Raw genomic sequence first — 24,590 nt, forward strand, 5'->3', positions numbered from 1 at the left:
GCACTGTGTTGTCCGCGCGGCATGACAAAGTTGTGCCCATGACAATCACCGCAGCAGCTGACGGTTCCGCACTGGGCAATCCGGGTCCCGCGGGGTGGGCCTGGTACATCGACGACGCCACTTGGCGGGCCGGTGGTTGGCCCCACGGCACCAACAACATGGGGGAACTCAAGGCAGTCCTGGACCTGCTGGAATCCACCGCCGACCTGGGTGAACCGTTGCGAGTGCTGTGTGACAGCCAGTACGTGATCAACTCGATCACCAAGTGGATGCCCGGGTGGAAGAAGAAGGGCTGGAAGAAGAAGGACGGCAAGCCGGTCCTGAACGTGGAGCTCATGAAGGCACTGGACGCAGCCATGGAGGGGCGCGATGTCACCTTTGAGTGGGTCAAGGGCCACGCCGGGCATGAACTCAACGAGGCCGCCGATGCCCGTGCCAACGCCGCGGCCCGCGCCTTCCAAGCGGGCCAGGACCACGACGCCGGTCCCGGCCTGGACAGCGCCCGTTCAGGTGGCTCCGGGGTGGGCAACAATGGCTCAGGTGCTGGCGGCGGCGTGGGTGCTGTCTCCGATGAGGCCTACAGCCCTCAGGAGGAGGCCGAGGACCAGGACCCGGATCTGCTGGTGGCATTGGATGCCCAGTTGGACTCTCTGGCCGCCGGGGCCACGGTGGAGCAGGAAGTTCTGGGGCTGGAACTGCAGCGTCTGCGCAACGGCCTGTCTGCGGCAGCGATCCACCCGGATGCTGTGCTGATCGACTCCGACGGCCGCCCCGTTGAGGCAGCGGAGCTGGGTTCAGGCGATGCAGATGCTGACATCCACGTGATCGAGTCCCTGCCGTTGGGCCGCAATGCCGTGATGGTGTCCACGCACGTCGTCGGGAGTTCGGATGCTGCCGGTGTGAGTGTGCATGCCTCGCTGTGGACCCGCGAGGACTCCCGCAACGAACTCGGCGACTGGCTGCTGCGTCACCACCAGGTCACCCCGGAATCCTGACCCACCCCCACCCACATCACCTAGCGAGTTTCCGAGTTTGGACGGATTCAGCCACCCGCAACAACCAAGCTCGGACAGCCGGCAGTGGGGGCGCGGGAGTCAGAGGCGGGGGGAGGGGCCGGTGTCGTCGATGATGTCGGGGTCGTCGTCATCAATCTCTGGGATGGGCGGGAGATCGTCCTCCGTGGGCGGCCCTGAATCCCACTCAGGTTCGGGAGCGAACGTGTGGGTCCGGGACTCGTCCGTGTCCTCCACGGGCACGGATGCGGTGGATGTGGAGCCGGTGCTTTCCGGAACCGGTGACGGTTCGTCGGACGCGGCCTCCCACATCGCGGGCGTAGGAGACGCTGAAACCTGGGCGGGAGCACCAACAGCGATCGGCATGTCGTCGTGAGTCTCCGGAGGAGGCTCAGGGGCGTGAACGCTGGGCAGTGACACCACAAAGGTGGCGCCACCACCGGGGGTGTCTTCCAAGGTGACGGTGCCACCGTGCTGCTCAATCACTGCGGACACGATGGACAGACCCAGGCCCGTACCCCCCGTCTCCCGTGTCCGGGAGGTGTCAGCCCGGTAGAACCGCTCAAAGACCTTGGCCCGATCCGCGCCCTTGATGCCGGGGCCGTGATCGCGAATCTTGATCTGTGCCAAATGCTCAGGGCCCGGGCCGGATTCCGGCATGGTGGGCCGCTGGTCGTGCGGGACACCGGCCACGGGCACGGACCCGATCAAGATCTGGAGGTCGCTGCCCTTGGGTGTGTAGCGCACGGCGTTGGTCATCAGATTGGCCACCACCTGCCGCAGCTTGGCCTCCTCGGCCCGGGTCCACACGGGCGTGGCGGGGGCGTCATCCAGATTGGTCACCGTGATCTTGCGGTCGGGGCTGGAGGCCGCAAAGTCGGCGGCGGCGTCGTGGGCCAGGACCAGGAGGTCGACGTCGGAGGTGGCCAGCTCGCGTTTGTTGTCCAACCGGGCCAGGGACAGGAGGTCCTCCACCAGTTGGGTCATGCGGGTGGACTCGGCCTCGATCCGGCCCATGGCCTGACCCACCTGGTCCTCGGTGCGCAGCGCTCCGTGGCGGTAGAGCTCCGAGTAACCGCGGATGGAAACCAGCGGGGTCCGCAGCTCATGAGAGGCATCCGCCACGAACTGCCGGAGCCTGGATTCCGAACTCTTGCGGGCGTCAAAGGCGTCCTCGATGTGCCCGAGCATCCTGTTCAGGGACATGGACAACTGGCCGACTTCAGTTTCCGAGTTGTAACCCACCATGCGGCGGGAAAGGTCGCCTTCGGCAATCTTGGCGGCGGTCTGTTCCACCTTCTTCAACGGTTGGAACGCGCGGGTGATCAGCACCCACCCCACCACCAGGGCGGCAATCAAGGTGGCCGCGCCAAAGCTCAGGGTCAGCAGCGTGATGGCAGAAACCAACCCGTTGGTGTCACCCAGCGGTTCGGCCACCACCACGGTGTAGGTGGTGCGTGCTTGCGGTGCGGCCACCACCCGCCAAGAGCCTTCCGCACCGTCAGCGGAGGGAACGGTCATACCGATCTGCCCGGATTGTTCCGCCATGTCACGGGTGAAGCGGGACAGATCCGGTTGCGTGGTCACATCCGTGGTGCTGCGCCCCGTGGCATCCACCTGAGCCATGACCTCACCATCTGATGAGAGCAGGTAACCCCGGTGTGGAACGGTCTCCGTGGGGCTGCCGGTCATCTCAGACATCAAGGCCGTGGACACGGAATGCAGGGACCCCTGGAGGTTCTCGTCAATGGAATTGATCAAGGAATCCCGCAGCACGGAGATGGCCACAAAGCTGGTGACCACAATGCTCACGGCCAACAGCATGCCGGTGAGCGCCATCAGCTGCGTTCGCAGTGATGACGCTCGCCAGCGGGCAGCCAGAGTCTCCATGGGCGGTCACCGTCCCCTCAATGCGACGCCGGCATGTAAACAGGCCGGGTCACTCACGCGGGAACTCAGTGCTTGTTGGCCGTGCGCAGCAGGTAGCCCACACCGCGCTTGGTGTGGATCAGCGGCGGCAGCTCGGGATCGTTGTCGATCTTGCGGCGCAGGTAGGAGATGTAGGACTCCACAATGGAAGCATCCCCGTTGAAGTCGTACTCCCACACGTGGTCCAGGATCTGTGCCTTGGACAGCACCCGGTTGGGGTTGAGCATCAGGTAGCGCAGCAACTTGAACTCGGTGGGGGAGAGGTCGATTTCACGTTCACCACGGAAGACCTCATGGGCGTCGTCGTCCAGGACCAGGTCATCCACGCGCAGGCGGGAGTCGTCGTCCTCGGCGGGCTGGGTGCGGCGCAGCACGGCGCGGATACGTGCCACCACCTCATCCAGGCTGAACGGCTTGGTGACATAGTCATCCCCGCCCACGGTCAGGCCCTGGACTTTGTCGTCAGTGTCGTCCTTGGCGGTCAGGAACACGATGGGGAACGTGCGGCCCTCCGCGCGCAGCTTGCGGGTCACCGCAAAGCCGTCCAGGTCAGGCAGCATGACATCCAGAACAGCCAGGTCCGGGTTCTCCTGCTCAGCCTTGGTGATGGCGTCACGGCCGTTGGCAGCCGTCACGACGTCAAACCCGGCAAAGCGCAGGGAGGTGGCCAGCAATTCGAGGATGTTGGGTTCATCATCAACAACCAGCAGTTTTGCTTCAGGAGTCTTGGTATTCACGTGTTTGATTCTCTCCACGTTTTCTGTGAGCCAACTGTGACGGTCTCATGCGCCGTCTGTGTGTCGACTGCGCGGTGCGCGGTGATGGCCAGCAGGGTCAGGCTCAGCCCAGGACCCCATCCGAGAAGCGCAAATAGCAGGCCCCACACAGGGATTCGTAGTTCACTTCACCATCAATCGCCACCTGATCACCGGCGAACACGAACTGGCCATCCACCTTACGGGCATTGAACATGGCCTTGCGTCCGCACCGGCAGATGGTCTTCAACTCCTCCAGGGAGTGAGCCAGTTCCAGCAGCCGGGCCGATCCCGGGAAGGAGTGGGTGCGGAAATCGGTGCGGATCCCGTAGGCCAGCACGGGCACACCGTCCAGCACCGCAATCCGCAGCAGGTCCTCCACCTGTTCAGGCGTCAGGAACTGTGCCTCGTCCACCAGCAGACACGCCACCGGCGGTAGTTCAACGTTGCCCACCAGTGCCTCGGGCTCCGTTCCGGTGGCCAACGCCTGGAAGCGTGCGCGAACGTCGTCGTCCGGGGCGATCAGCAGATCCACCGCACGGGAAATGCCCAGGCGGGAGAGCACTTGGGCGTCCCCTTTGGTGTCCACCTGCGCTTTGGCCAGCAGTACGCGCTGCCCGCGTTCTTCGTAATTGAAGGCGGCCTGCAGCAGTGCCGTGGATTTCCCGGAGTTCATGGCTCCGTGGCGGAAGTACAGCTTGGCCACTGGTTCAGTTCTCCTCTGACGGTGCGGTGGGGGTTTCGGGATCGACGACGACGGCCGGCAGCGCCCCAGCGTCAAGGATCCGATAGGCGTAGCCCTGTTCCGCCAGGAAGCGTTGGCGTTTGGCGGCGAAAGATGTGTCCACGGTGTCCCGGGCCACCACGGTGTAGAAGGTGGCCTGGCGTCCGTTCGGGTCCGGCCTCAGCAATCGACCCAGCCGTTGGGCCTCCTCCTGCCGAGAACCGAAAGTACCGGAGACCTGGACCGCCACGGTGGCTGAGGGCAGGTCCAGGGAAAAATTGGCCACCTTGGAGACCACCAACACCGGTAATTCACCGGCCCGGAATTGGTCATACAGGGCCTGGCGCCGTTTGGCGGGAGTCTTGCCGGTCAGCACGGGGGCATTCAATGCCTCTCCGAGTTCCTCCAGCTGTTCCACGAACTGCCCGATCACCAGTGCTTGCTCCCCAGGGTGTTGGTGCAGGATCCGGCGGACCACCCCGGTTTTCAAGGGGGAGGAGGCTGCCAGGCGGTAGCGGTCGGTGTCCTCAGCGGTGGCGTAGACCAGACGGTCGGATTCGGGCAGGTCCACGCGGACCTCCACGCATTCAGCCGGGGCGATCCACCCCTGGTTCTCCATGTCCTTCCAGGAGGCCTCATACCGCTTGGGGCCGATCAGGGAGAAGACCTCACCTTCCTTGCCGTCCTCCCGCACCAAGGTGGCCGTCAACCCCAACCGGCGCCGAGCCTGGATGTCAGCCGTACGCCGGAACACGGGTGCCGGCAGCAGATGAACCTCGTCGTAGATGATCAGCCCCCAGTCCTGCCCGTCCAGCAGTTCCAGGTGGGGCCAGAACTCGCTCCGGCGGGTGGCCAGCATCTGATAGGTGGCGATGGTGACGGGACGGACCTTCTTGGAGCGGGAGGTGTATTCGCCGACTTCGTCTTCTGTCAGGGAGGTCCGGGCCAGCAGCTCATCACGCCACTGCCGGGCGGCCACGGCGGATGTGCACAGGATCAGCGCCGTGGTGGAGGATGCAGCCACGACGGCGGCGCCCACCATGGTTTTGCCCGCTCCGCATGGCAGCACCACAGTTCCGGCCCCGGTGGCCCAGAAGGCGTCTGCGGCAGCCTGCTGGTAGGGGCGCAGTGCCCAGGGTTGCCCTGTTCGGTGATCCGTGTCTGACAAGGCCACCGGGTGAGGTGTGCCGTCCACGTAACCGGCTCGGTCCTCTGCCGGCCACCCCAGTTCGAGCAGCTGTTGTTTGAGTTCACCGCGGGCGTGTCCGTGCACCACGGTGGTGCGGGGATCTATGCGGGGTCCCAGCAGCGGTTGGACCTTCTTGGCGCGGGAGATCTCCTCATAGACAGGGGTGTCATCACAACGCAGCACCAGTCCGTGGATCGGATCCTTTTCCAGGACCAACAACCCCCAGCGGGTCATGGTTTGGTCAATGTCCACCAGCAGGGCGTGCGGAACGGGGTAGCGCGAATACTCCAACAAGGTGTTGATCACGGATTCGGCATCAACCCCTGCGGCCCGGGCATTCCACAGCCCCAAGGGCGTGAGCCGGTAGGTGTGGATGTGTTCCGGTGCCCGTTCCAGTTCGGCAAACACGGCCAGCTCACGGCGGGCGGCCTCCGCCTGCGGGTGGTCCACTTCCAGCAGAACGGTGCGGTCCGACTGCACCACCATGGGTCCATCAGCCATCGGTGCCCTCCTGTTCAGCCTGCGCCAAACGAGTGGCCACCGTACGCAGATGGTCGGGGTCCAACACCTCGGCCGCTGGTGCTGCCGGGGTGAACAGCATGAGCAGCTCCCCAAGGTCGCCGGTGATGCCTGTGACCGGTGTGCGGGCGGTGGTGCTGCCCACCGTTGGCTGGACGCCGGCCCGTTCAGCTGCGCTCAGAAGTGCTGTCCGCAACGGGTCACGCTTCAGCGGAACATGGCGTGGACTTTCCGGCGTTTTGAGAATCAGGACTTCCGGGCTGGGGCGCAGGATCTGGTAGCGGTCCAACTCCGGGGCGTGGGCCAAAGCTTCCACCAGGTCGGCGCGTCCGGTGACCACCTGTTGGGCGTCTTGGATCCGTAGTGCGCCGTGTGTTCGCAGTGCCTCATCCACCAGGTGCACCAGAGACTGCGGGATCGCCCCGCCCAATCGGTGTTCCAAAAGCTGGGTGAGGGCGGCGGCGTCGTACCCGTGCTCCAACGCGCGCTGCAGGGAGGTGACGCTGAAGCGGAAGGTGTCCGCCGCACCGCGTCCCTCAGGATCGGCCACCAGAGCAAGCTCGGCTGCCGCGGACGGGGACAACGGACCTGCAGCCACGGCGGTGTGGTCGTTCTGCACCGTCACGGTCTCCACTGCCGCGGGCACATGCTGCGCGATCACAGCGGAGGCAGCATGGGGGCCGCTGTGCACGAGCTCACCCAGGGCCGGGGCGGCAGCCCCTGCCCCGGTCAGACCCAGGTCAGCCAATTCCGTCAGCAGACCGGATGTGTACCGAGTCAGCACCGGTGCCAGTCGTGGGCGCATCCAGGTGGCGGTGGCAACGGCCCATGCTGCCTCCGGGGACACCTGATCCGCGTGGACCACGGCCAGGGAAACCGCCAGACGAATCCCCGGGGCCTCCGGTGTTTCCACGGCTCGGGTCAAGGGAGCCACCACGGCACCGTCCGCGCCGTGGGTCCCCACAGCACTGGGCAACACTTGTGAGTTCCACCAGGCAGCGAGCACAACCCCGTGGGCATCGGCCACGTGCAGTGACTCGAACGGTGCCGAGCTGGACGTCCAGTTGCCCGTGCGCTCCTGCGCCTCCACCAGTCCGGCTGCGTAGGCGTGGCCCAACAGACGGTCCACTCGATCCTGGGGAAGATCCAAGGCTGCGGCCAGGCGACGCCGCTCGCGCACCCCCACACCGCCGGATTGCAGAACGGTCAGCGGGCGCAGGCTCAACTCCGCACGCAGCCGTTTGAGGTCCCGTACCAGTTCCAGAACAGCCGACTGGGCGGCATTGTCCCGGATGCGTGGGTTCACGGCCCGTCCCTCAGGTGCCACGGGCATGCCGGGGTCCGAATCCCAAAGGTCACCACCGCGCAGGGCCAGCCCCACTTCACGCGGCATCTCCACATGGTGCGGGTCAATGGGCACCAGCAGCTTCCGCGCCAGCAGCCAGTCGATGGGACGCTGCAGAGGATCGTCCTGCACAGGACTCCGGTGGGCCTCCCGCACGGTTCCCACCGGATGGGTGCGGAAATTCGCCAGGATCTCCGCAGTGCGTCCCGGGAGGTGGTCCAGGTCCAGGTCAGATGGTGTGATCTGCTCGGTGCTGTCTGCGCGTAAGGCCGAGAGTTCGCTCAACGGGCGCCCCAGGCCAGCCGGGTAGCGTCCCAAGGCATCCGCAACTGCGGGGGAGAGCACCCACGGGGCAGATGGGTCGGTGGGCACGGGGTGAATCAAGGCCATGGCGTGCAGGACGTCATGGACGGTGGACCGGAGGCGGTCGTCGTCGCTGGCTGGAACCAATGTGTGGTTGCCCAGCACAGCGGCGCGTTCAAGGACGTCCAGTTGCGGGCGGTTGAGGCTCTGCAGTGCTGAGTGGAGGGACGCGCGGCTGCTGAGCAGGCGGGCCAGCTGATCCAGGTCAACGGGGGTGGCAGCGGCAACGTCCGGGCGCAGCTCCAGCAACTGTGTCAGCTGGTCAGCGCAACGCCGCCCAAGGTCCTCACGGAATGCGGTTTCCCGCATGGTCAGTGACGACGGCGCTGGAGCAAGGTCTGGACCAGAGCCAACACCAGGCACAGGAAAGCGGCGGGGAAGGCGAAAAAGGCGTAGCGGGTGAACCATGGCCACACCTCGTCACCACCGTTGATCCACTTGAGAATCAGCATGGCCGTCATGGCCACACCGGAGGTCACAAACAGCACCACGGCCAACCAACCCCACAGGTTCATGCCGCTGCCCGGGGTTTCACGGGGCGTCCGGGCAGCAGGGGACTGCTGGGCAGGCGTGGGGGAGTTGGTGGCAGACATGACCATCAGAATACCGTTCGCCGTCAGCGTCCTGTTCATCTGACGGAGGACCCATCCAGAGGTCACCACCGGACTAAACTAGGCTGTTCTGCAACATCCCACCGCAGCAAGAACAGAGGTCAACACAGTGCCTACTGGCAAGGTCAAGTGGTTCGACGCCGACAAAGGGTTCGGCTTCCTGGCAAGCGACGACGGCGGAGAGGTCTTCCTCCATGCCAGTGCTCTGCCTGCCGGTCTGGAGACCGTGAGCCCGGGTACTCGCATGGAATTCGGTGTTGCTGACGGCCGCCGCGGCCCCTCCGCACTGTCCGCCACCGTGATTGAGCGGACCCCGTCCGTGGCCAAGAACACCCGGATGCCGGCCGAGCGCATGGCGGTGATCAACGAGGACCTGATCAAGCTCCTGGATGACATCTCCGGCGGGTTGCAGCGCGGCAAGTACCCGGACCGTGCGCACGGCAAGAAGATCGCCACCATCCTGCGCACCGTCGCGGACAACCTGGACGTCTGAGGCAGGCCACCGTGTCCCCGGAACAGCAAGTACCAGAGCCGGTTCAGCAAGTACCAGAACCTGAGCAGCAAGCATCGGCACCGGTCGAGCCAGCTCCCAGTCTGGTGTCACCGGACCAAGCTCAGCTGAAGCAGGCGCCGGCCGAAGCCGCTGAGCCTCAGGCCCGGCCGGAGGCGCGGCGGCGCAAGCCTGCCCTGGACCAGAAGTTGGCCCAGGCCAAGGAGTTTGCGCTGACTGCCCTGAAGGAGCTGGTGCCGGCTGAGGAGATCGGGGACGGCCACCGGGTGGCTGCCGACGACGACCGTTTGGTCACCCACTACTTCACCTCCACCAAACGCGGTTACCGCGCATGGGAGTGGTACGTCACGATCGCACGGGCTCCGCGGCAGGCTGAACCCACCGTGTGTGAAACCGGGATCCTGCCCTCGGATGACGCCCTGTTGGCACCGGAATGGGTGCCGTGGTCGGAGCGCCTCAGCGATGAGGAGAAGGAATCGGAATCTGATGATTCGGCCGAGGACCAGGACGTGACGGAGGACGCAGAAAGTCCTGACCAGCAGGACTCAGCCGAGCAGGGGAGCCAGGTTCTCCACCCAGACGTCGTAACCGACCTTGATGATCAAAGCGGTGACCACCACCAGGAAAGCGATTCGGATGAATCTGTTGCCCCGGGCAACAGCCATGCGTGATCCGGTGTAACCACCCACAATGTTGGCCAGCCCCATGGCCAGGCCCAACGCCCACAAGGTGTGACCTTGCGGGATGAAGAATGCCAGGGCGCCAATGTTGGTGGCCACGTTCACGATCTTGGCGGTGGAACTGGCCATCAGGAAGTCGTAACCCGCTGCGGTGATCAGGGCCATGATCAAGAAGGTCCCCGTGCCGGGGCCGATCAGACCGTCATAAAAGCCAATGCCCAGTCCAATCATGGCTGCTGTCATGTAGTGCTTGCGGCTGGGGCCCTCGAATCTCAACACTGCGCCCATGCTGGGCCGGGCCACCGTGACCACTGCCACCACGGTCAGTGCCACCACAATGATCGGTTTGAAAATGGAGGCCGGCAGCAGAGCGGCCAAATTGGCCCCGCCGTAGCTGCCGATCATGGCAATCACTGCCATGGGCAGGGCTGTTCTCAGATCGGGTCTGACCCGTCTGAACCAGGTGATGGCGCTGGTGGTGGTACCGAACACGGAGCCCAGTTTGTTGGTGGCCAGCGCCTGGACCGGGGTGATTCCTGGAACCAGCAGCAGGGCGGGCAGCTGCAGCAACCCGCCACCACCCACCACGGCGTCGATCCACCCGGCCGCCAGCGCAGCCAGCAGGACCAAGGCGATGATGGTCAGGGGAATCTCCCCGAACAGTGCCGTCAATTCCACGGTCTTGCGCCTCTGATCAGATCCGCAGTGGGATCAGAGCTGTTCCACAATCAGATCGACGCAGGCCAGCAGGGCGGAGACGTCGTCGGGCTCCACGGCGGTGAAGGTGGCGATCCGCAGTTGGTTGCGGCCCAACTTTCGGTAAGGCTCAACGTCCACCACGCCGTGGGCGCGCAAGGTGGCGGCAATGGCGGCGGCGTCCACGGCGTCGTCGAAGTCCACGGTGGCCACCACGGTGGAGCGGTCCTCCGGGCGGGCCACAAACGGTGTGGCGAACTCGCTGGCCTCAGCCCATGCGTAGACAAGGTCGGAGGACTGCTTGGTGCGGGCTGCGGCCCATGCCATGCCACCTTGCTCGTTGAGCCAACGCACCTGGTCCTCCAACATGACCAGACCGGCCAAGCCAGGGGTGTTGAGGGTCTGGTTCTTGCGGGAGTTCTCCACGGCAGCGGTCAAGGCCAGCGATTCCGGGATCCAGCGATCGGAGGCACCGATCTGCTCAATGCGCTCGATGGCTGCCGGGGAGAAGGCGCCCAGCCACAGGCCACCGTCGGAGGCAAAGTTCTTCTGGGGGGAGAAGTAGTAGACGTCGGTTTCACTCAGATCCACAGCAGCGCCGCCGGCTGCGGAGGTGGCATCCACCAGGATCAGTGCACCGTTGGTACCCACCTGGGCCCGGTCCACACCGTCCGGCCGCTTGACCGGAGCCATCACGCCGGTGGAGGTCTCATTGTGGGGCCAGGCGTAAACGTCCACGCCGTCCTCAGCAACCACCTCTGCCCGGGTGCCAGGCTCAGAACTGTGAATGGTGGAGGGAGCCAGGAACGGGGCCTTGTTGGTGGCTGAAGCGAACTTGGCGCCGAACTCACCGAAGGTGGCGTGCTGGGCCTTTTCCTGGACCAGCCCGAACGCGGCGGCATCCCAGAACGTGGTGGCACCACCCAGGCCCAACAGGATTTCGTAACCGTCAGGGGCTTGCAGGAACTCAGCCAAACCGGTCCGTATGCGGCCCACCATGTCCTTGATCGGGGCCTGCCGGTGCGAGGTGCCCAGCAGGTTGCGGCCCTGCCGCGCCAAAGCCCCCACCTGGTCCTCGCGGACCTTGGACGGTCCGGAGCCAAAGCGCCCGTCAGCCGGGAGCATGTGGTCGGGGATGGAGATGGGACGCGACAAAGGAGGCCTCCGGACTGGTGGGCGCGACGGGTTTGGTGGGGCGCACTGTGCGGCGTGCCCCGTTGGCCATTGTGCCCCACCTGCCATCTTGGGCCGCGATCAGAGCAGGAGGTTGTCACGGGTGGGCGTCACAGGTCTTCATCCGCGCCGGGTGGCGGCCAGATACACTTGCCAGGCAACGCTCATGGACTCGGTCAGTGAGCATCAGCGGCCACAACCTGGCCCGCGTCCTGGTGGGTGAACCGGCCCCCAATCCCACCCCGATCCGTGCAGGAGATGTTTTTGTGACTGATCTGATCGACACAACAGAGATGTACTTGCGCACCGTTCTGGAGCTCGAGGAAGAGGGCGTGCCCCCCATGCGAGCCCGCATTGTGGAGCGTTTGGAGCACTCCGGTCCCACGGTCTCCCAGACGGTGTCCCGCATGGAACGTGACGGGCTGTTGAAGGTCTTGCCGGACCGTCGGATCGCTCTGACCGACGACGGCCGGGAAACCGCGGTCAAGGTCATGCGCAAGCACCGGTTGGCCGAGCGCCTGTTGGCGGATGTGATTGGGCTGGAGCTCTCCCAGGTGCATGACGAGGCGTGCCGGTGGGAGCACGTGATGAGCGAAGACGTGGAGCGTCGTCTGATGGTGCTCCTGGACGCACCGGAGGCCTCTCCCTACGGCATGCCCATTCCGGGTCTGGATGGTCTCAGTGCCGGGGATGAGCAAGCGGCCATCAACGCGCTGCTGGCCTCACCCTCGGGTGCTTTGGCTCATCTGCCGCGGCTCTTCACCCTCCTGCAGAAGGGTTCCTCGGGTCCGTTCGCCGTGGTGGGCGTGCCAGAAGTTGTGCAGGCCGACGGCGTTTCCGTGCCCGCCTTGGCTGAGGCCGGAGTGCTCTCCGGTGCCGCATTCACCGCCCAGATCGACTTCGACGAATGGGTGCTCATTCAGCCCACTGCATCCGGTGAGGGTGCTGAATCCGGTGCTGACGGTGGTGCTGAGGTGCGGATTTCCCACAAGGTGGCGCAAGCCCTCTGTGTGGCTGAAATCTGAAATCCCTGGCTTGGCTCGATCGCGCACAAGTCCTCCACAGGTTCGGCAGCCGCAATGATTGATGTGTGAGCTGCGCCTGATGTAGCTCCAAACACCGGCGGAGCCATATCAATCAGGGCCTTGGGTGGCGCCACGGCCTCTTGAGGCTCGGACCGCGGTCCTACCGTGTGAGGTGTTCACCTGCACTGCCTGACACAAGGCTTGTGCGGCAACCGCCACCACGTTGAGGACACCACCATGCCGCCCTGCACACTGCGCAATGACCCAGCCCCATCCATCCAGACACCGACCATCCACACCAGCTGGTGTTTTTCCGCCCCGGTCACGCAGACGGAGTACGCCTCCACCGCCGTCCTCGCAACCGATTCGCCTGGGCGCACGCGGTCTCCTCGGCTGATCAAGCACGCGTGGACGGTGGGCGGCGTCGTCGGTTTTGGTGCCGTGGGCGCCGCGGCGCTGAGTGCAGCACCAGCCCAAGCAGCGCCCGTGGAGTTCCCGGACTGGGCCACGGTCACGGGCACGATTCCTGATGATGCAGGATTCAACCGTGCCGCTGCCGATGCCAATGACTGGACGTTCTCCTGGTCCACGGATGCCAACGGTGTGGTGACCTTTGCCTACGCAGATGGCACCACCAGCAGTTCGGCCGATGTTTCTGCGGTACCAGAGGTGTCAGCGGTGCCCACAGTGGCGGTCCAATCCACTCCCACGGCGTTCTGGGCGCCTCAGTCGGTTGAGACAACCTCTGCACCGTCAGGTGCCCCGGTGGGTATGGGGGACTTGGCGGCCGTGGCAGCCGACCCATTGGGCGCACAGGTGTCAGCCCCGGCATCTGCTGAGCCGCAGGTCCAGGCCAGCACGGTCTCCGGATCGGACCAGGCCATTGTGGACACCGCATACCAGGGACTGGGTGGTGCCTACGTGTGGGGCGGAACGGACTTCATGGCCTGGGACTGCTCCGGGTACGTCCAATGGGTCTACGCGCAGAACGGCCTGACCATTCCACGGGTCACCTGGGACCAGTTTGCAGCAGGTGCGCCCACGTCACAGCCTCGGGTGGGGGATCTGGTCTCCCAGAACAATGGTTCGCACGTGGGGATCTACTTGGGCGGAGACCAGATGATCTCCGCGCTGAATCCGCAGGAGGGAACCGTGGTGCACTCCATCCATGCCATGCCGCTGGACGGCTTTTTCACCTACCGCTGAGCGCTCGATAGGCTGGCGGCATGGCCTCCAACAACCGACCGAACTCTCAACCACCCCGCGACTACAGCGCCTCCGCGCGGACTGGCGCGGATCAGGAATACACCTACCTGGCCATCGGCATGGTGGCAGGTGCCATTCCCGGTGTGATCATCGGTCTGCTCATGGCCATCCCCTTGGGTCATGCGGCCATGTGGGTTTCGGTCACAGGCGGCATAGGCATTCTGGTGGGTCTGCTGGCCGGTGCCGTGATCTACCGGCGCAAGCGCAAGCGCAGCCTGTAGATCTAAAGCCTGTAGACGTCAGCCCTGGGGCTCCTGCGCCAACCGGTACGGCGAGTCCGCACGGACATGGGCTGACCAGAACCGGGAATCCCTGCGCCGCAGCATGGGCAGCACCTGGCGGCGGATCAACGGAGCCAACGTGTCTTCAGCCGCTGACACGGCATCCGGGTACAGGTCCAGGTGCCGCAGTTCCTCGATCTCCGCCTGGGCGGAGGGATCCGGGGTGGTGGGGGCGTCGTCGTCGTTCATGAGCTGAACCGGTGTGGTGACCACGAATACTGTGGAGTCGATCCAGGTGGCGGACTCATTGGCGGCCGGTGCATCGAATTCGCCCAGGAGCTCAAGGTGCTCGGGCGCAACAACCAGTCCGACTTCCTCGGTGATCTCCCGTACGCCTGCGGCCAGTGCTGTCTCGCCGTCCTCGATCTTGCCGCCCACCAGCATGAACATCTCCGTGTCCCGTTTCCGCACGGTCAGCAGATGTCCGTCGCGGACAAAACACACTCCCACGATCGGCAGCACCTTGCACCATTCCGGAACCTGGATGCGGGCCAGTGAGCCCAGGCGCAGCTCGTCGATCTCCACGGCAAGGTTCAGACGTGCCTGCTCGCCCCACAGGGCTCGGCCGCGCTCGGTCTTGTAGAGAGCGGCGGGATCCAGGCGATCCAGGATCAGCAGGCGCGCGTGCACGAACTCATACTCCGGAACCTGTGGATACTCCGCACGGACCCGCTGCACATAATCCGCATAGCGCTCCGGTGTGCCACCCAGCACGGCCAGATCGGCATCCGAGAGCAACGCCCCGTGGGTGTCTTGCGGGTCCGGGTTGTGGTGGGTGGTCATTCGTACCAGCCGCGCCACCTCATCAGCGGTGTCCTGGTCCATGCCCACCTGGGGCAGCGTGGCCAATGCGAACTGCGCGGAGGCTTCCTCATCGGCACCGGCTTGGCCCTCGTACACGACGTCGTGGAACCACGCCGCCAACACCACCTCCAGTGGCGGGCTCCCGTCCGTGAGTTCGTCCAGTGTCGCAAGGACCGCCAGCAGGTGTGTGCGGTCGTGGTAGTGCCGGTGCTCCTCACCCCACCCGGCCAACAGGGTTTCCCGCAACCGTTGCAGCGGCTCCGTGACGCCCACAGCGCCGTCCCAACGACGACGCAGCGCCGTCAACACCTTGTTGTTGCGCCGTGCCGCAGGAATCCGCAGCCCGGATGCCACCAGGATCCGCACCAGCTGTTTGCCATCGACTTCCACGGCACCGGCGGCCACGGCGTCGTCGTACCGCTGGCGGGGGACGTCGTAGTGGTCGCGGTCAAAGGCGCGCGGGGAGAGGCCGATGTGTTCGGCTGCCGCGTGCAGCTCCTCCAGGGAGGTGTCCGAGATCAGGTGGGAGAACTCGGTGCCATGGGCAGGCCAGCGCGGGGGATCGATGTAGACGGGCATGGTTGCCAATCTATCCGCCCGCGCGCCGCTGGTGACTTGGGCAAGGTCAAGAGGGCCGTATGATGGTCCGCGTTGCCCCCGTAGCTCAGGGGATAGAGCACGGCTCTCCTAAAGCCGGTGTCGATGGTTCGAATCCATTCGGGGGCACTCTTCCGACCCATATCAGGGGCGTGTCAGATGGTCTGTGTAAGCCGTACCGAGAGGAACGGTAAGAATCGTGACCATGACCGACGAGAAGGATCAAGGTGGGCCGACGGGGCAGGAACTGGTCGAGCAGCTGAGGGCAGCTGGAGGCGTTGTTCGCCCAGATCGACGCGGGTCAGGTCGAGCTAACCGGTGATTGCGGGTTCGTCCCGCGCTGGTCAAGGCAGCCCAGGAGCGGGGCCTACAGGCCGCGTCTGGTCCCCAAGGGCCAGCGGCGGCTCGGGGGCCGGGATGACATGAACATCAGCCTCTACGCGGGCGGGATGACGATCCGGGACATCCAGCATCACCTGGCTTCCACGCTCGGCACGGACCTGGCCCACGAGACGATCTCAAACATCACCGACGCCGTGCTCGAGGAGGTCGCCGCGTGGCAGGCGAGGCCGCTGGAGGAGTTCTATCCGGTGATCTACCTCGACGCGATCCGCATCAAGATCCGGGAGAGCAGCCAGGTCATCAGCCGCGCCGCCGACCGTGCCTGGGACTGCGGCAAGCCCGCCAGCCAGCGAAAAGCCCAGGGTCGGCTCATCGAGGGCCAAATCGTCACGTACTGGAAACAAGCCCTCGCCCAACTCGCCGCCGCATACCCCGGCCGAATCACCCCCTACCTGTGAACGCCCCGCGTACACAGACAAGTTGACAGGCCCTAGGCTGGCGATATGAGTTGGTTGGTGCCTCTGAAGAGCCAGGCGTACCGACTCCGCGATGCTGGCACCATTACAGCTGAACGGTTCGGATCGCTGCATCAGGGTGCCCCGATGCTCGAATGGGGATCGATCACCAAGACCGTGACCGCCCGCCTCGCCCAACAACTCGACCAAGCAGGCACGCTCGACCTGTCCGCGCCCGTCAGCGTCTATCTCCCGGAGGCGAAGCTGCCACGAGAGGTCGATGTGCGTTCACTCGTCACGCACACCTCTGGGCTGCCACGACTGCCCCAAGGCATCATCACGGGCGCGGTCGAAGCGCGCGATCCCTACGCGAAGTACACCACCGCCTACTTTGACGCGGAGGTTCTACCCACGCTCGCTGCGCAACACAGCGGCACCGTGGGATCGTTCGACTACTCGAACCTGGGATACGCGGTGCTGACCCGGCTGCTTGAAGCCATCACCGAACAAGACTGGTGGACACTGGCCACCGAAAACGTCTTCGATCCACTCGGGATCACCGACGTCTCGATAGACCCTGCCCCCGAGCGCGTACCGGTCATACGCACCTGGACGGGCGGTATCCGTAAGCAGTGGAAGGATACTGGCCCATTCATCGGCGCAGGCGGTGTGCAGGGCACGTTCGACGCTCTCGAACAGTACGCCACAGCCATCGCCCGGCAGAGTCCTGGAGTGAAGCCCCTGGGATGGATGGACGATCCCACGCTGTGGTGGCACAACGGCCACAACAAGGATCACGGAGCACTCATCGGCGTCTCGCGCGACGGGTCACGGATCCTGACCATACACACCCTCGGATACAACGCTGGTCGAGCCGACAAGCTTGCCGCCAGGCTCGAACGCCAACACCCTCACGGTTGAAAGCTGAGCAATACGCCAGGGCTTCGGCTCGGCATCCCTTGCCGCCACTAGAGCCGCATCTCCCCGACATAGAACTCCGGCTACTAGATCAAATCGTGCTCGGATTGGGCGACGACTATGAGCCTCTGACCAGAACCGGACACCATCGTCCGCGCTTGACGGACCGCGGCGGAACTGAGTAATTGCTCAAAGCGTTGTAGAGTCGCACCAGAGTCATTTCCTTCAGTCCAGCAAAACTACACGGTGGAATCCGAGTCAACATGCGGCACTGACAATGACAGCCATTTTGACCGTAGCTTAGATAGACTCGGGTAGCTTCCTTGGCTAAAGACCTCGATGATGCCAGAGGGTTGAGAAGGATATCGGTATGCGCCTTGTTCATTTCACTGACCTGGCGCATCGATGTCGCGAGAGTGGTTACGGCTTCGCAGAGTTCCAACGACAAGACATAGTCGTCGACCTGCGCTGGCCGGCCGATGTCATCGAGCAGTGGATCTACGAACACGCAGGCAATGCTTCCTTCCTCCGAGATTACGAAAACGTCGATCTCGCACAGGTCGGCTGGCAAGTTGAAGCGCTGCCAGTTGAGACCTTCATGACGATGCAAACTGGACGATCGGACCGGAATGTTATTGAGGAATTCGCGGTCGATCCGGATCATTGGATCTCCGTGCGTAACCAAGGCAAGCACCTGGGCGTGGGACTCGCCTGGGAGGTTCACGGCACTTGGAAGCGTTGGCCGATTGTCATAGATCAGACGCTGCTTCACCCCGCATCGAGCGGCGTTCAACTTGTGGAAGGACGCACTCGCGTCGGCATCCTGCGCGGTCGTCAGCGGCAAGGAAAGCTCGTCGCCAACCGGCATCTGGCTTGGGTCGGTCGCCAACGTGGATGACATCGTCCCTCTCCGAACTTGACTAGAGAGACGGACGTCGGCCACGTTGGCGAATCGTCCCGCTAGAAGTGACGACCGCAGAGCGCACCGTCTCGTCACCGATGCCTAACTTGGCAGCGATCTCTTCGAGCGGCAGTCCATCATGAGGGGCTTGCGCGGGATTGAGAACCACCCAACGAAGGGCACTCCTGCACCACGCGGTGCGCAGCACGGCGAACCCCTAGGTGCGCGTCATGTTTGCCATCCACGCCCCTCCGCTGTTAGATGCATCACAAGGGTGCTGTGATCCGCGCGGATCGCCGCGTCCTGCCGCGCAGACGATGCCAGGGTCTGCGCGGCTGGCACATTGACTCAACGGGGAGTCCCAACATGAGTGACAGATCCACCGGCGGGCGATGGCTGCAGCAGCCGCTCGCTCGCCGTCAGATACTCACCGGCGCGGTGGCGTTCGGGTCGGTGGGGGTACTGTCAGCCTGCTCAGGGCCCGCGGCTTTCGAGGTGAACACCGACGCCCCGCCGTCGAGCGGTGGAACGCTGCGGGTGGGCCTCACCGGCGGCTCCACCGCCGACACCCTGGATGCGCACATCCCGGTCAACACCGGAGATTCGGCGCGCGTGATCAACCTGTTCGAACCCCTCTTGGAGCGCGACGGCGATTACCAGATCGCCTATCGACTGGCCGAGTCCCTGGAACCCAACGACGACGGCACCGTGTGGACCCTTCGTCTGCGCGAAAACCTCAAGTTCTCCGACGGCTCCGATCTGACGGCCGAGGATGTGGTCTTCACCTTTGAACGCGTCACGGATCCCGAGGACCCGAAAACCAACGCGTCCAATCTGGCCGACTTCCAAAGTGCCACGGCGGTGGATGAGCGCACCGTGGAGATTCAGCTGACCGCACCCAGCGCGGTGTTGGACGATGCCCTGGCGCAGTATTCGATGGGTGTGGTGCCCAGAGATTTCGACCCCGCCAACCCTATCGGCGCTGGACCCTTCCGGCTCAAGGATTTCTCCGCGGGCATGTCCACCACGCTGGAACGCAACCCCCACTACTGGGACAGCGAACCGTATCTGGATGAAGTACAGATCCTGAACTTCAACGACACCGACGCCCTGATCAACGCGCTGCTCTCCAGCCAGGTGGACTGCGTGGGGCAGATCCCGTTGGCCTTGGTGGAGGTGTTGGAATCCGATGAACGCATGGCAGTGCTGAACTCGGAAACCGGAATGTGGCTGCCGTTCACCATGCGCGTGGACGTGGAACCGTTCAACGATGTCCGAGTTCGTCAGGCCTTCCGCCTGGTGGTGGACCGTCAGCAGATGATCGACCAAGTGCTCTCCGGCTACGGGCAGTTGGGTAATGACATGTATTCCCCCTTCGACCCCTCCTACCCGGACTTGGACCAACGGACCCAGAACATCCAACAGGCCAAGAACCTCCTGGCCCAGGCCGGTCACCCCGACGGCATCACCGTGGAGCTTGTGACCGCACCCATCCAGTCCGGGGTGGTGGAGGCAGCGCAAGTCTTTGCCCAACAGGCCTCGGAAGCCGGGATCACGGTCAACATCCGCCGGGTGGACACCACCACGTTCTTCGGGGACCAGTACCTGCAGTGGAGCTTCGCCCAGAGCTTCTGGTACACCCGCAACTTCATCCCGCAATCACGCAACTGTGCCACGGCCGAGGCCCCGTTCAACGAAACCGCGTGGGTCAACCAAGAGTTCACGGACCTGCTGGACCAAGCCCAGGCCGAGCTGGACGAGGCCCGGCGCACCGAGCTGATTCACCAAGCCCAACAGATGCTCTACGACGACGGCGGGTACATCATCTGGGGTTTCGCCAACCAGGTGGACGCTTACCAACGCTACGTCCTGGGCTTCCAAGAAAACTCCACGGGTCTGCCACTGAATGCCTATGGTTTCCGCAGCGTGTGGCTGGGTGAGGTGTCATGATCGCCAAACTGATTCTCAAACGCCTCCTGGTCAGCGTGTTCATCCTGCTGGCCGTGTCCGTCGTCGTTTTCGCCGCCACGCTTCTGCTGCCCGGGGATCCGGCACGGGCGATTCTGGGCCAGCAGGCCACGGAGGAGCGCATCGCGGCGCTGCAGGCGGAGCTGAACCTGGACCGCTCACCCGTGGAGCGCTACTTCCTGTGGCTGGGTGGGCTGTTCGTGGGCAATTTCGGCACCTCGAGCGCCACGGGTGGCCCCGTCACGGATCTGCTGGGGGAGCGCATCACGGCGTCTCTGGTGCTCATGCTGTGTGCGGCGCTGATCGCCGTGCCCGTGGGTTTGGCCATCGGCATCTTCTCCGCGCTGCACCGGGGCAAGCGCGCCGATCAAGCCGTCACGTGGGGGACCTTGACGCTGGCGGCACTGCCGGAGTTCGTGATCGGTATCGCCCTGGTGACGCTGTTCGCCACCTCCGTCTTCCGCATCCTGCCGGCGGTGACCATGAGCCCACCGGGCCAGCAGGTGTGGGAGATCCCCACCCAACTCATCCTGCCCACGCTGACCTTGGCGCTGGTGGTCATCCCGTACATCATCCGCATGATGCGGGCCACCATGGCCGAGGTCATGGACTCCGGATTCGTGGAAATGGCCCGGCTCAAGGGTGTCCCGGAACGTCGGGTGATCCTGCGTCACGCAGTGCCCCACGCCATCGGGCCCGTGGCCCAGGTAGTGGCCATCCAATTGGCGTGGTTGGCCGGCGGTGTGGTGGTGGTCGAATACCTGTTCCGCTACCCGGGCATCGGCCAGGCATTGATCGACGCCGTGACGTACCGGGACGTGCAGGTGGTGCAGGCGATCTCCATCATCATCGCCGCCGTCTACGTGGTGGTGAATCTGCTCGCTGACATCGTGGGCATTCTGGCCAACCCCAAGCTGCGGAGCGCGTCATGAGCACATCGGACCTGAAACCGAGCGCCGATGCGGGACCCCCGCCGTCGGGAACCACCGATGCCGAGCCCAAGGAATCGGCCACCCGCCCCGCGCATCTTCTCAAGCGGGTGTGGGCCCAAGGGCAGGGCAAGGTCGGGATCGTGCTCACGGTGTTCATCGTCGCGCTCGCGCTGGCCGGGCCGCTGTTGGCCCCGGTGCTCACGGGCTACTCACCCACGGAATTCGCCGGGCGCCCCTTCCAGCCCGAGGGCATCTTCGGCACGGACAATCTGGGCCGATCCGTGGCCTCCCGGTTCCTGGCAGGCGGGCTGCTCCTGCTGCTGTATTCGGTGCTGGCCACCGTCCTCGGGCTGGTGGTCGGCTGCGTGGTGGGCATGATCGCCGGTTACGCCGGCGGCAAGACCGATTCGGTGCTCATGCGCCTGAACGACATCGTCCTGGCCTTTCCGCAACTGGTGCTGGCCTTGCTGGCGATCGTGGTGCTGGGACCCGAGGGCTGGGTGTTGGTCACCGTGATCGGCCTGACGCACGCGCCGCGCATTGCCCGGGTGGCCCGCGCCGCCACGTTGGGTGTGGTCAACGAGGACTACGTGCGTGCCGCGCAGATGTACGCCGTGCCGCGCAGCCGCATTCTGGCCCGGGAGATCTTCCCCAACATCACCGGCCCGTTGAGCGTGGAGGCCGGTTTGCGCCTGACGTACTCCATCGGCGCCATCGCCTCCCTGTCCTTCCTGGGGCTGGGCATGCAACCGCCCACCGCGGACTGGGGGCTGATGATCAACGAGAACCGCATTGCCCTGAGCATCCAACCCTGGGGCGTGCTGCTGCCGGTGATCGCCATTGCGGTGCTCACCGTGGGCACCAACCTGCTGGCCGACGCCATTGCCCGGGCCACCGCCTCAACCACCGTGGAGTCGTCATGAGCACCGCATCCACTGCCGCATCTTCCTCGGCAACGACGACGGTGCCCGATCTCACCCTGGTCATGCAGGGCCTGCGGGTGACCACTCTGGACGGCACGGAAATCCTGCACGGGGTGGATCTTCAACTGCGCCGCGGTGAAATCCTGGGGCTGGTCGGTGAATCCGGGTCAGGCAAAACCACAGCGGGGCTGGCCTGCTTGGGGCATTTCCGTGCCGGGCTGCGCTATCACTCCGGGGAGATCACGCTGTATTCGCGGGACACTGATGACCTGTCCAGTGACGCCGCATCCCGTGAGGCGGCGGGTTCTGGTGTGGTGGTCACGCAGTTGGGAGATGAGGACCTCAGGGCACTGCGGGGATCACGCATCGCCTACATTCCGCAAGACCCGGCCTTGAGCTTGAATCCGGCCATCCGGGTGGGTGAGCAGATCCGGGAGGTCCTGGACGTCCACGGATTCGGCGCCAATGCGCAGGAGCGGGCAGCTCGTGTGCGGCAGGTCCTGGAGGACGTGGGGCTGCCAAGCACGGACGAGTACCAGCGTCGGTGGCCGCACGAACTTTCGGGCGGCCAGCAGCAGCGGATCGGCATTGCCATGGCTTTTGCCATGACCCCGGACGTGCTGATCCTGGATGAACCCACCACCGGTTTGGACGTCTCCACGCAATCGCACGTGTTGGACACCATCCGCACCATGACCAGCCTGCATCACGTGGCCAGCCTCTACATCACACACGATCTTGCAATGGTGGCTGAACTGGCCGACCGTGTGGCCGTGATGCTGCGAGGTGACCTGGTGGAGGAAGGGCCGGTGGGTCAGGTCCTGGCCGCACCGGAGCACCCCTACACCCGCAAGTTGTTGGAGGCTGTGCCTGATCTGGCCGGGCGCAAACAGTTGACCCAGACGGGGCAGTTGGATGTGGTGCCGGAGGCGGACAGCGGGAGCGTCGTCGTCGTTGAAGCCGGCGGTGGTGCCGTGTCCGCTGAACCGGAAACCCAAGCCCCGTTGTTGGTGGTGCGGGATCTGAAGAAGTTCTACGGCGGCAACACCGTGTTGGAAGGCGTCAACTTCCAGCTGGAACCCGGGCAGTCCACCATGGTGCTGGGGGAATCCGGTTCGGGCAAAACCACACTCTCCCGCTGTGTGGCGGGGTTGATTGACGACTACCAAGGATCGGTGACCCTGCGCGGACGGGAGTTGGCCGCCTCCACGCGCAAGCGCACCAATGATGACCGGCAGGCCATCCAGTACGTGTTCCAGTCGCCGTACTCGTCCCTGAACCCGCGGCGCAGCATTGGGCAGTCCCTGAGTGTGCCGCTGGAGATGAGTGGGAAACTACCGGCCCGCCAGCGTCGTGCAGTGGTGGAGGAAGCCCTGGACTCGGTGCGGCTGGGTCGCAGTTTTTACGACCGCCGCCCGGGGGACCTCTCCGGTGGTGAGCGCCAACGTGCTGCCGTGGCGCGTGCCTTGGTGAATGCCCCGGACGTGCTGGTCTGTGACGAGATCACCTCGGCCCTGGACGTGTCCGTGCAGGCCTCCATCATTGCGCTGCTCAATCAATTGCGTGCCGAGCGTGGACTGGCGCTGTTGTTTGTCACGCACAACATCACGCTGGCCCGGCACATTGCGGACCACATTGTGGTGCTCAACCAGGGCGTGATTGTGGACTCCGGTCCGGTGGATCAGGTCCTGGAGGCACCCACCCACGACTACACGCGCAGGCTCTTGGCGGACGTGCCGACTTTGTGATCCAGGGCCTGGATCATCCGCCCAGCAGTGAGTTGTGCCGCTCATGACGCCTGATCAGCAGCACAAATAGCTGCTCGGCGGATGTAGTGATGCTCAGCGCCCGAACTTGCGCTTGCGTTCCTGGTTGGCCGCAACCGGGTCAAAGTTCTGCAGGCGTTCACGCATCTTGCGCAGGAAGATCCCAAAGGTCACAAACATCAGCACCACCAGCAGTACCCAACGCGTGGACATCAGCACGGAGGAGAATGTGGCCAGTGCGGTGTTGCCGGGATCAGCCACGGCCATGTCCACCACCATGTTGGCACCCAGATTCACCACCAGGAACAGGGCAGTGACCACCAGGCCGCTGATGCGTTCGTAACCGCGCTTTGCATAGATCACCAGGAACAAGGCCCAACCCACAGCCATCACCAGGGGCGCCAACAACCCGGTGGTCCAGTGCACGGAGGAGTAGAGCTGTGCGCCGTCGTCGCCAATGATCCGGGCGAACTCCGCCAACCATTCCGGGCTGTATCCGGTGACCTGCAGCTCCGGGACACCGTGGCCATCGGCAATCATGTGGGAGAACTCGGGCAGGATCAGCACGTTGACGTAGAACATCAGAAGCGCGCCGATGATCATGATGACCGCAATCAAGATGCCGGGCTGTCGCTTGCCCTTGGAGGGTTCCGGCGGCGGGAGTTCGGTGTTGCGGGGGGCAAGCTGCGGGCCGGGGGACGCGCGGCGTTCGCGCGCGGTGGCGGGGGCCTCACCGGCGTTCTCCCCGTATTTCTTGATCTTCTGCGCTCGCGTCAAACCCATGCCTCCATTATGGGGCGGGGCCGGGTGTGTGTTCGGCGGGGTGGCCGGTGCGTGACCAGGCGAGCGAGTAAGCTGAATCACATCCCGAGCGGGACAGTCCTGGCGGGACCGGACGGGCAAC

21 protein-coding genes, 1 tRNA gene and 2 pseudogenes are annotated in these 24,590 nt (G+C 64.7%); 14 read left to right on the forward strand and 10 right to left on the reverse strand.

Annotated elements, in window-relative coordinates; all coding sequences use genetic code 11:
- Positions 1-38: 38 nt before the first annotated feature.
- Positions 39-995 carry a ribonuclease H family protein gene (locus GTW58_RS03430; protein WP_119932395.1) on the forward strand — a complete coding sequence of 319 codons (957 nt, stop codon included), beginning with the start codon at positions 39-41 and terminating at the stop codon, positions 993-995.
- 99 nt (positions 996-1,094) lie between these two features.
- Here GTW58_RS03430 and GTW58_RS03435 read toward each other — a convergent pair whose 3' ends face one another.
- From GTW58_RS03435 to GTW58_RS03460, 6 genes are all read right to left on the reverse strand, one after another.
- Complete coding sequence (locus GTW58_RS03435; protein WP_119932360.1) at positions 1,095-2,903, reverse strand: sensor histidine kinase; 1,809 nt, start codon at positions 2,901-2,903, stop codon at positions 1,095-1,097.
- A gap of 65 nt (positions 2,904-2,968) precedes the next feature.
- Complete coding sequence (locus GTW58_RS03440; protein WP_119932394.1) at positions 2,969-3,679, reverse strand: response regulator transcription factor; 711 nt, start codon at positions 3,677-3,679, stop codon at positions 2,969-2,971.
- 103 nt (positions 3,680-3,782) lie between these two features.
- Positions 3,783-4,403, reverse strand: coding sequence for a thymidine kinase (locus GTW58_RS03445; protein WP_119932359.1), 621 nt, complete (start codon positions 4,401-4,403; stop codon positions 3,783-3,785).
- 4 nt (positions 4,404-4,407) lie between these two features.
- Entirely contained in the window at positions 4,408-6,111 is a 1,704-nt protein-coding gene (locus GTW58_RS03450; RefSeq protein ID WP_119932358.1) for a DNA repair helicase XPB, read from the reverse strand.
- A complete protein-coding gene (locus GTW58_RS03455; protein ID WP_157980432.1) occupies positions 6,104-8,146 on the reverse strand; it encodes a helicase-associated domain-containing protein in 2,043 nt (680 codons plus the stop codon). The genes GTW58_RS03450 and GTW58_RS03455 overlap by 8 nt, the downstream gene beginning before the upstream one ends.
- A 2-nt stretch (positions 8,147-8,148) precedes the next feature.
- A complete protein-coding gene (locus GTW58_RS03460; protein ID WP_157980431.1) occupies positions 8,149-8,430 on the reverse strand; it encodes a hypothetical protein in 282 nt (93 codons plus the stop codon).
- Between the two features lie 127 nt (positions 8,431-8,557).
- Here GTW58_RS03460 and GTW58_RS03465 point away from each other — a divergent pair, with 127 nt between their 5' ends.
- Together GTW58_RS03465 and GTW58_RS14845 are read left to right on the forward strand one after the other, a co-directional pair.
- A complete protein-coding gene (locus GTW58_RS03465) occupies positions 8,558-8,941 on the forward strand; it encodes a cold-shock protein (protein ID WP_119932355.1) in 384 nt (127 codons plus the stop codon).
- Positions 8,942-9,225: 284 nt separating this feature from the next.
- Positions 9,226-9,492 (forward strand): annotated as a pseudogene (locus tag GTW58_RS14845) (DUF3027 domain-containing protein); the annotation flags it as partial.
- Between the two features lie 12 nt (positions 9,493-9,504).
- On the opposite strand, the gene GTW58_RS03470 reads toward GTW58_RS14845, so the two are convergent.
- Both GTW58_RS03470 and serC read right to left on the reverse strand, forming a co-directional pair.
- On the reverse strand, positions 9,505-10,311 hold the full coding sequence (locus tag GTW58_RS03470; protein WP_119932393.1) for a sulfite exporter TauE/SafE family protein: 807 nt from the start codon (positions 10,309-10,311) through the stop codon (positions 9,505-9,507).
- Positions 10,312-10,350: 39 nt separating this feature from the next.
- Positions 10,351-11,460, reverse strand: a complete 1,110-nt coding sequence (gene serC / locus GTW58_RS03475) for a phosphoserine transaminase (RefSeq protein WP_232817960.1) — start codon at positions 11,458-11,460, stop codon at positions 10,351-10,353.
- A gap of 314 nt (positions 11,461-11,774) precedes the next feature.
- Between serC and GTW58_RS03480 the strand changes: the two genes are divergently transcribed.
- The 3 genes from GTW58_RS03480 (at position 11,775) to GTW58_RS03490 (ending at position 14,020) form a co-directional block, all read left to right on the forward strand.
- Entirely contained in the window at positions 11,775-12,533 is a 759-nt protein-coding gene (locus GTW58_RS03480; RefSeq protein WP_119932392.1) for a metal-dependent transcriptional regulator, read from the forward strand.
- A gap of 237 nt (positions 12,534-12,770) precedes the next feature.
- Positions 12,771-13,739: a C40 family peptidase gene (locus GTW58_RS14520; protein ID WP_232817955.1), complete on the forward strand. Its 969-nt coding sequence runs from the start codon at positions 12,771-12,773 to the stop codon at positions 13,737-13,739.
- Positions 13,740-13,759: 20 nt separating this feature from the next.
- The gene (locus tag GTW58_RS03490; protein ID WP_047692457.1) at positions 13,760-14,020 is read left to right on the forward strand and encodes a hypothetical protein; all 261 of its coding nucleotides are present in this window, start codon (positions 13,760-13,762) and stop codon (positions 14,018-14,020) included.
- Between the two features lie 18 nt (positions 14,021-14,038).
- On the opposite strand, the gene GTW58_RS14970 is transcribed toward GTW58_RS03490, so the two are convergent.
- Positions 14,039-15,463 carry a DUF4031 domain-containing protein gene (locus GTW58_RS14970; RefSeq protein WP_157980430.1) on the reverse strand — a complete coding sequence of 475 codons (1,425 nt, stop codon included), beginning with the start codon at positions 15,461-15,463 and terminating at the stop codon, positions 14,039-14,041.
- A gap of 74 nt (positions 15,464-15,537) precedes the next feature.
- On the opposite strand from GTW58_RS14970, the gene GTW58_RS03505 reads away from it, so the two are divergent.
- From GTW58_RS03505 to GTW58_RS03540, 8 genes and pseudogenes are all read left to right on the forward strand, one after another.
- A tRNA-Arg gene (locus GTW58_RS03505) sits at positions 15,538-15,610 on the forward strand.
- A gap of 76 nt (positions 15,611-15,686) precedes the next feature.
- Positions 15,687-16,137 (forward strand): annotated as a pseudogene (locus GTW58_RS14525) (transposase); the annotation flags it as partial.
- Between the two features lie 189 nt (positions 16,138-16,326).
- The gene (locus tag GTW58_RS03515; RefSeq protein WP_119932352.1) at positions 16,327-17,199 is read left to right on the forward strand and encodes a serine hydrolase domain-containing protein; all 873 of its coding nucleotides are present in this window, start codon (positions 16,327-16,329) and stop codon (positions 17,197-17,199) included.
- A 367-nt stretch (positions 17,200-17,566) separates the two neighbouring features.
- Entirely contained in the window at positions 17,567-18,094 is a 528-nt protein-coding gene (locus GTW58_RS03520) for a hypothetical protein (protein ID WP_119932351.1), read from the forward strand.
- A gap of 369 nt (positions 18,095-18,463) precedes the next feature.
- Positions 18,464-20,047 carry an ABC transporter substrate-binding protein gene (locus GTW58_RS03525; protein ID WP_119932350.1) on the forward strand — a complete coding sequence of 528 codons (1,584 nt, stop codon included), beginning with the start codon at positions 18,464-18,466 and terminating at the stop codon, positions 20,045-20,047.
- Positions 20,044-20,997: an ABC transporter permease gene (locus GTW58_RS03530; protein WP_198673401.1), complete on the forward strand. Its 954-nt coding sequence runs from the start codon at positions 20,044-20,046 to the stop codon at positions 20,995-20,997. Before GTW58_RS03525 ends, GTW58_RS03530 begins: the two co-directional genes overlap by 4 nt.
- Complete coding sequence (locus GTW58_RS03535; protein WP_119932349.1) at positions 20,994-21,920, forward strand: ABC transporter permease; 927 nt, start codon at positions 20,994-20,996, stop codon at positions 21,918-21,920. The genes GTW58_RS03530 and GTW58_RS03535 overlap by 4 nt, the downstream gene beginning before the upstream one ends.
- Positions 21,917-23,668, forward strand: coding sequence for an ABC transporter ATP-binding protein (locus GTW58_RS03540; protein ID WP_119932348.1), 1,752 nt, complete (start codon positions 21,917-21,919; stop codon positions 23,666-23,668). The genes GTW58_RS03535 and GTW58_RS03540 overlap by 4 nt, the downstream gene beginning before the upstream one ends.
- Positions 23,669-23,761: 93 nt before the next feature.
- On the opposite strand, the gene GTW58_RS03545 is transcribed toward GTW58_RS03540, so the two are convergent.
- Entirely contained in the window at positions 23,762-24,469 is a 708-nt protein-coding gene (locus GTW58_RS03545; protein WP_119932347.1) for a hypothetical protein, read from the reverse strand.
- Positions 24,470-24,590: the final 121 nt, after the last annotated feature.

It is taken from the genome of Kocuria subflava (assembly GCF_012163155.1).
GTDB classification, from domain to species: domain Bacteria; phylum Actinomycetota; class Actinomycetes; order Actinomycetales; family Micrococcaceae; genus Kocuria; species Kocuria subflava.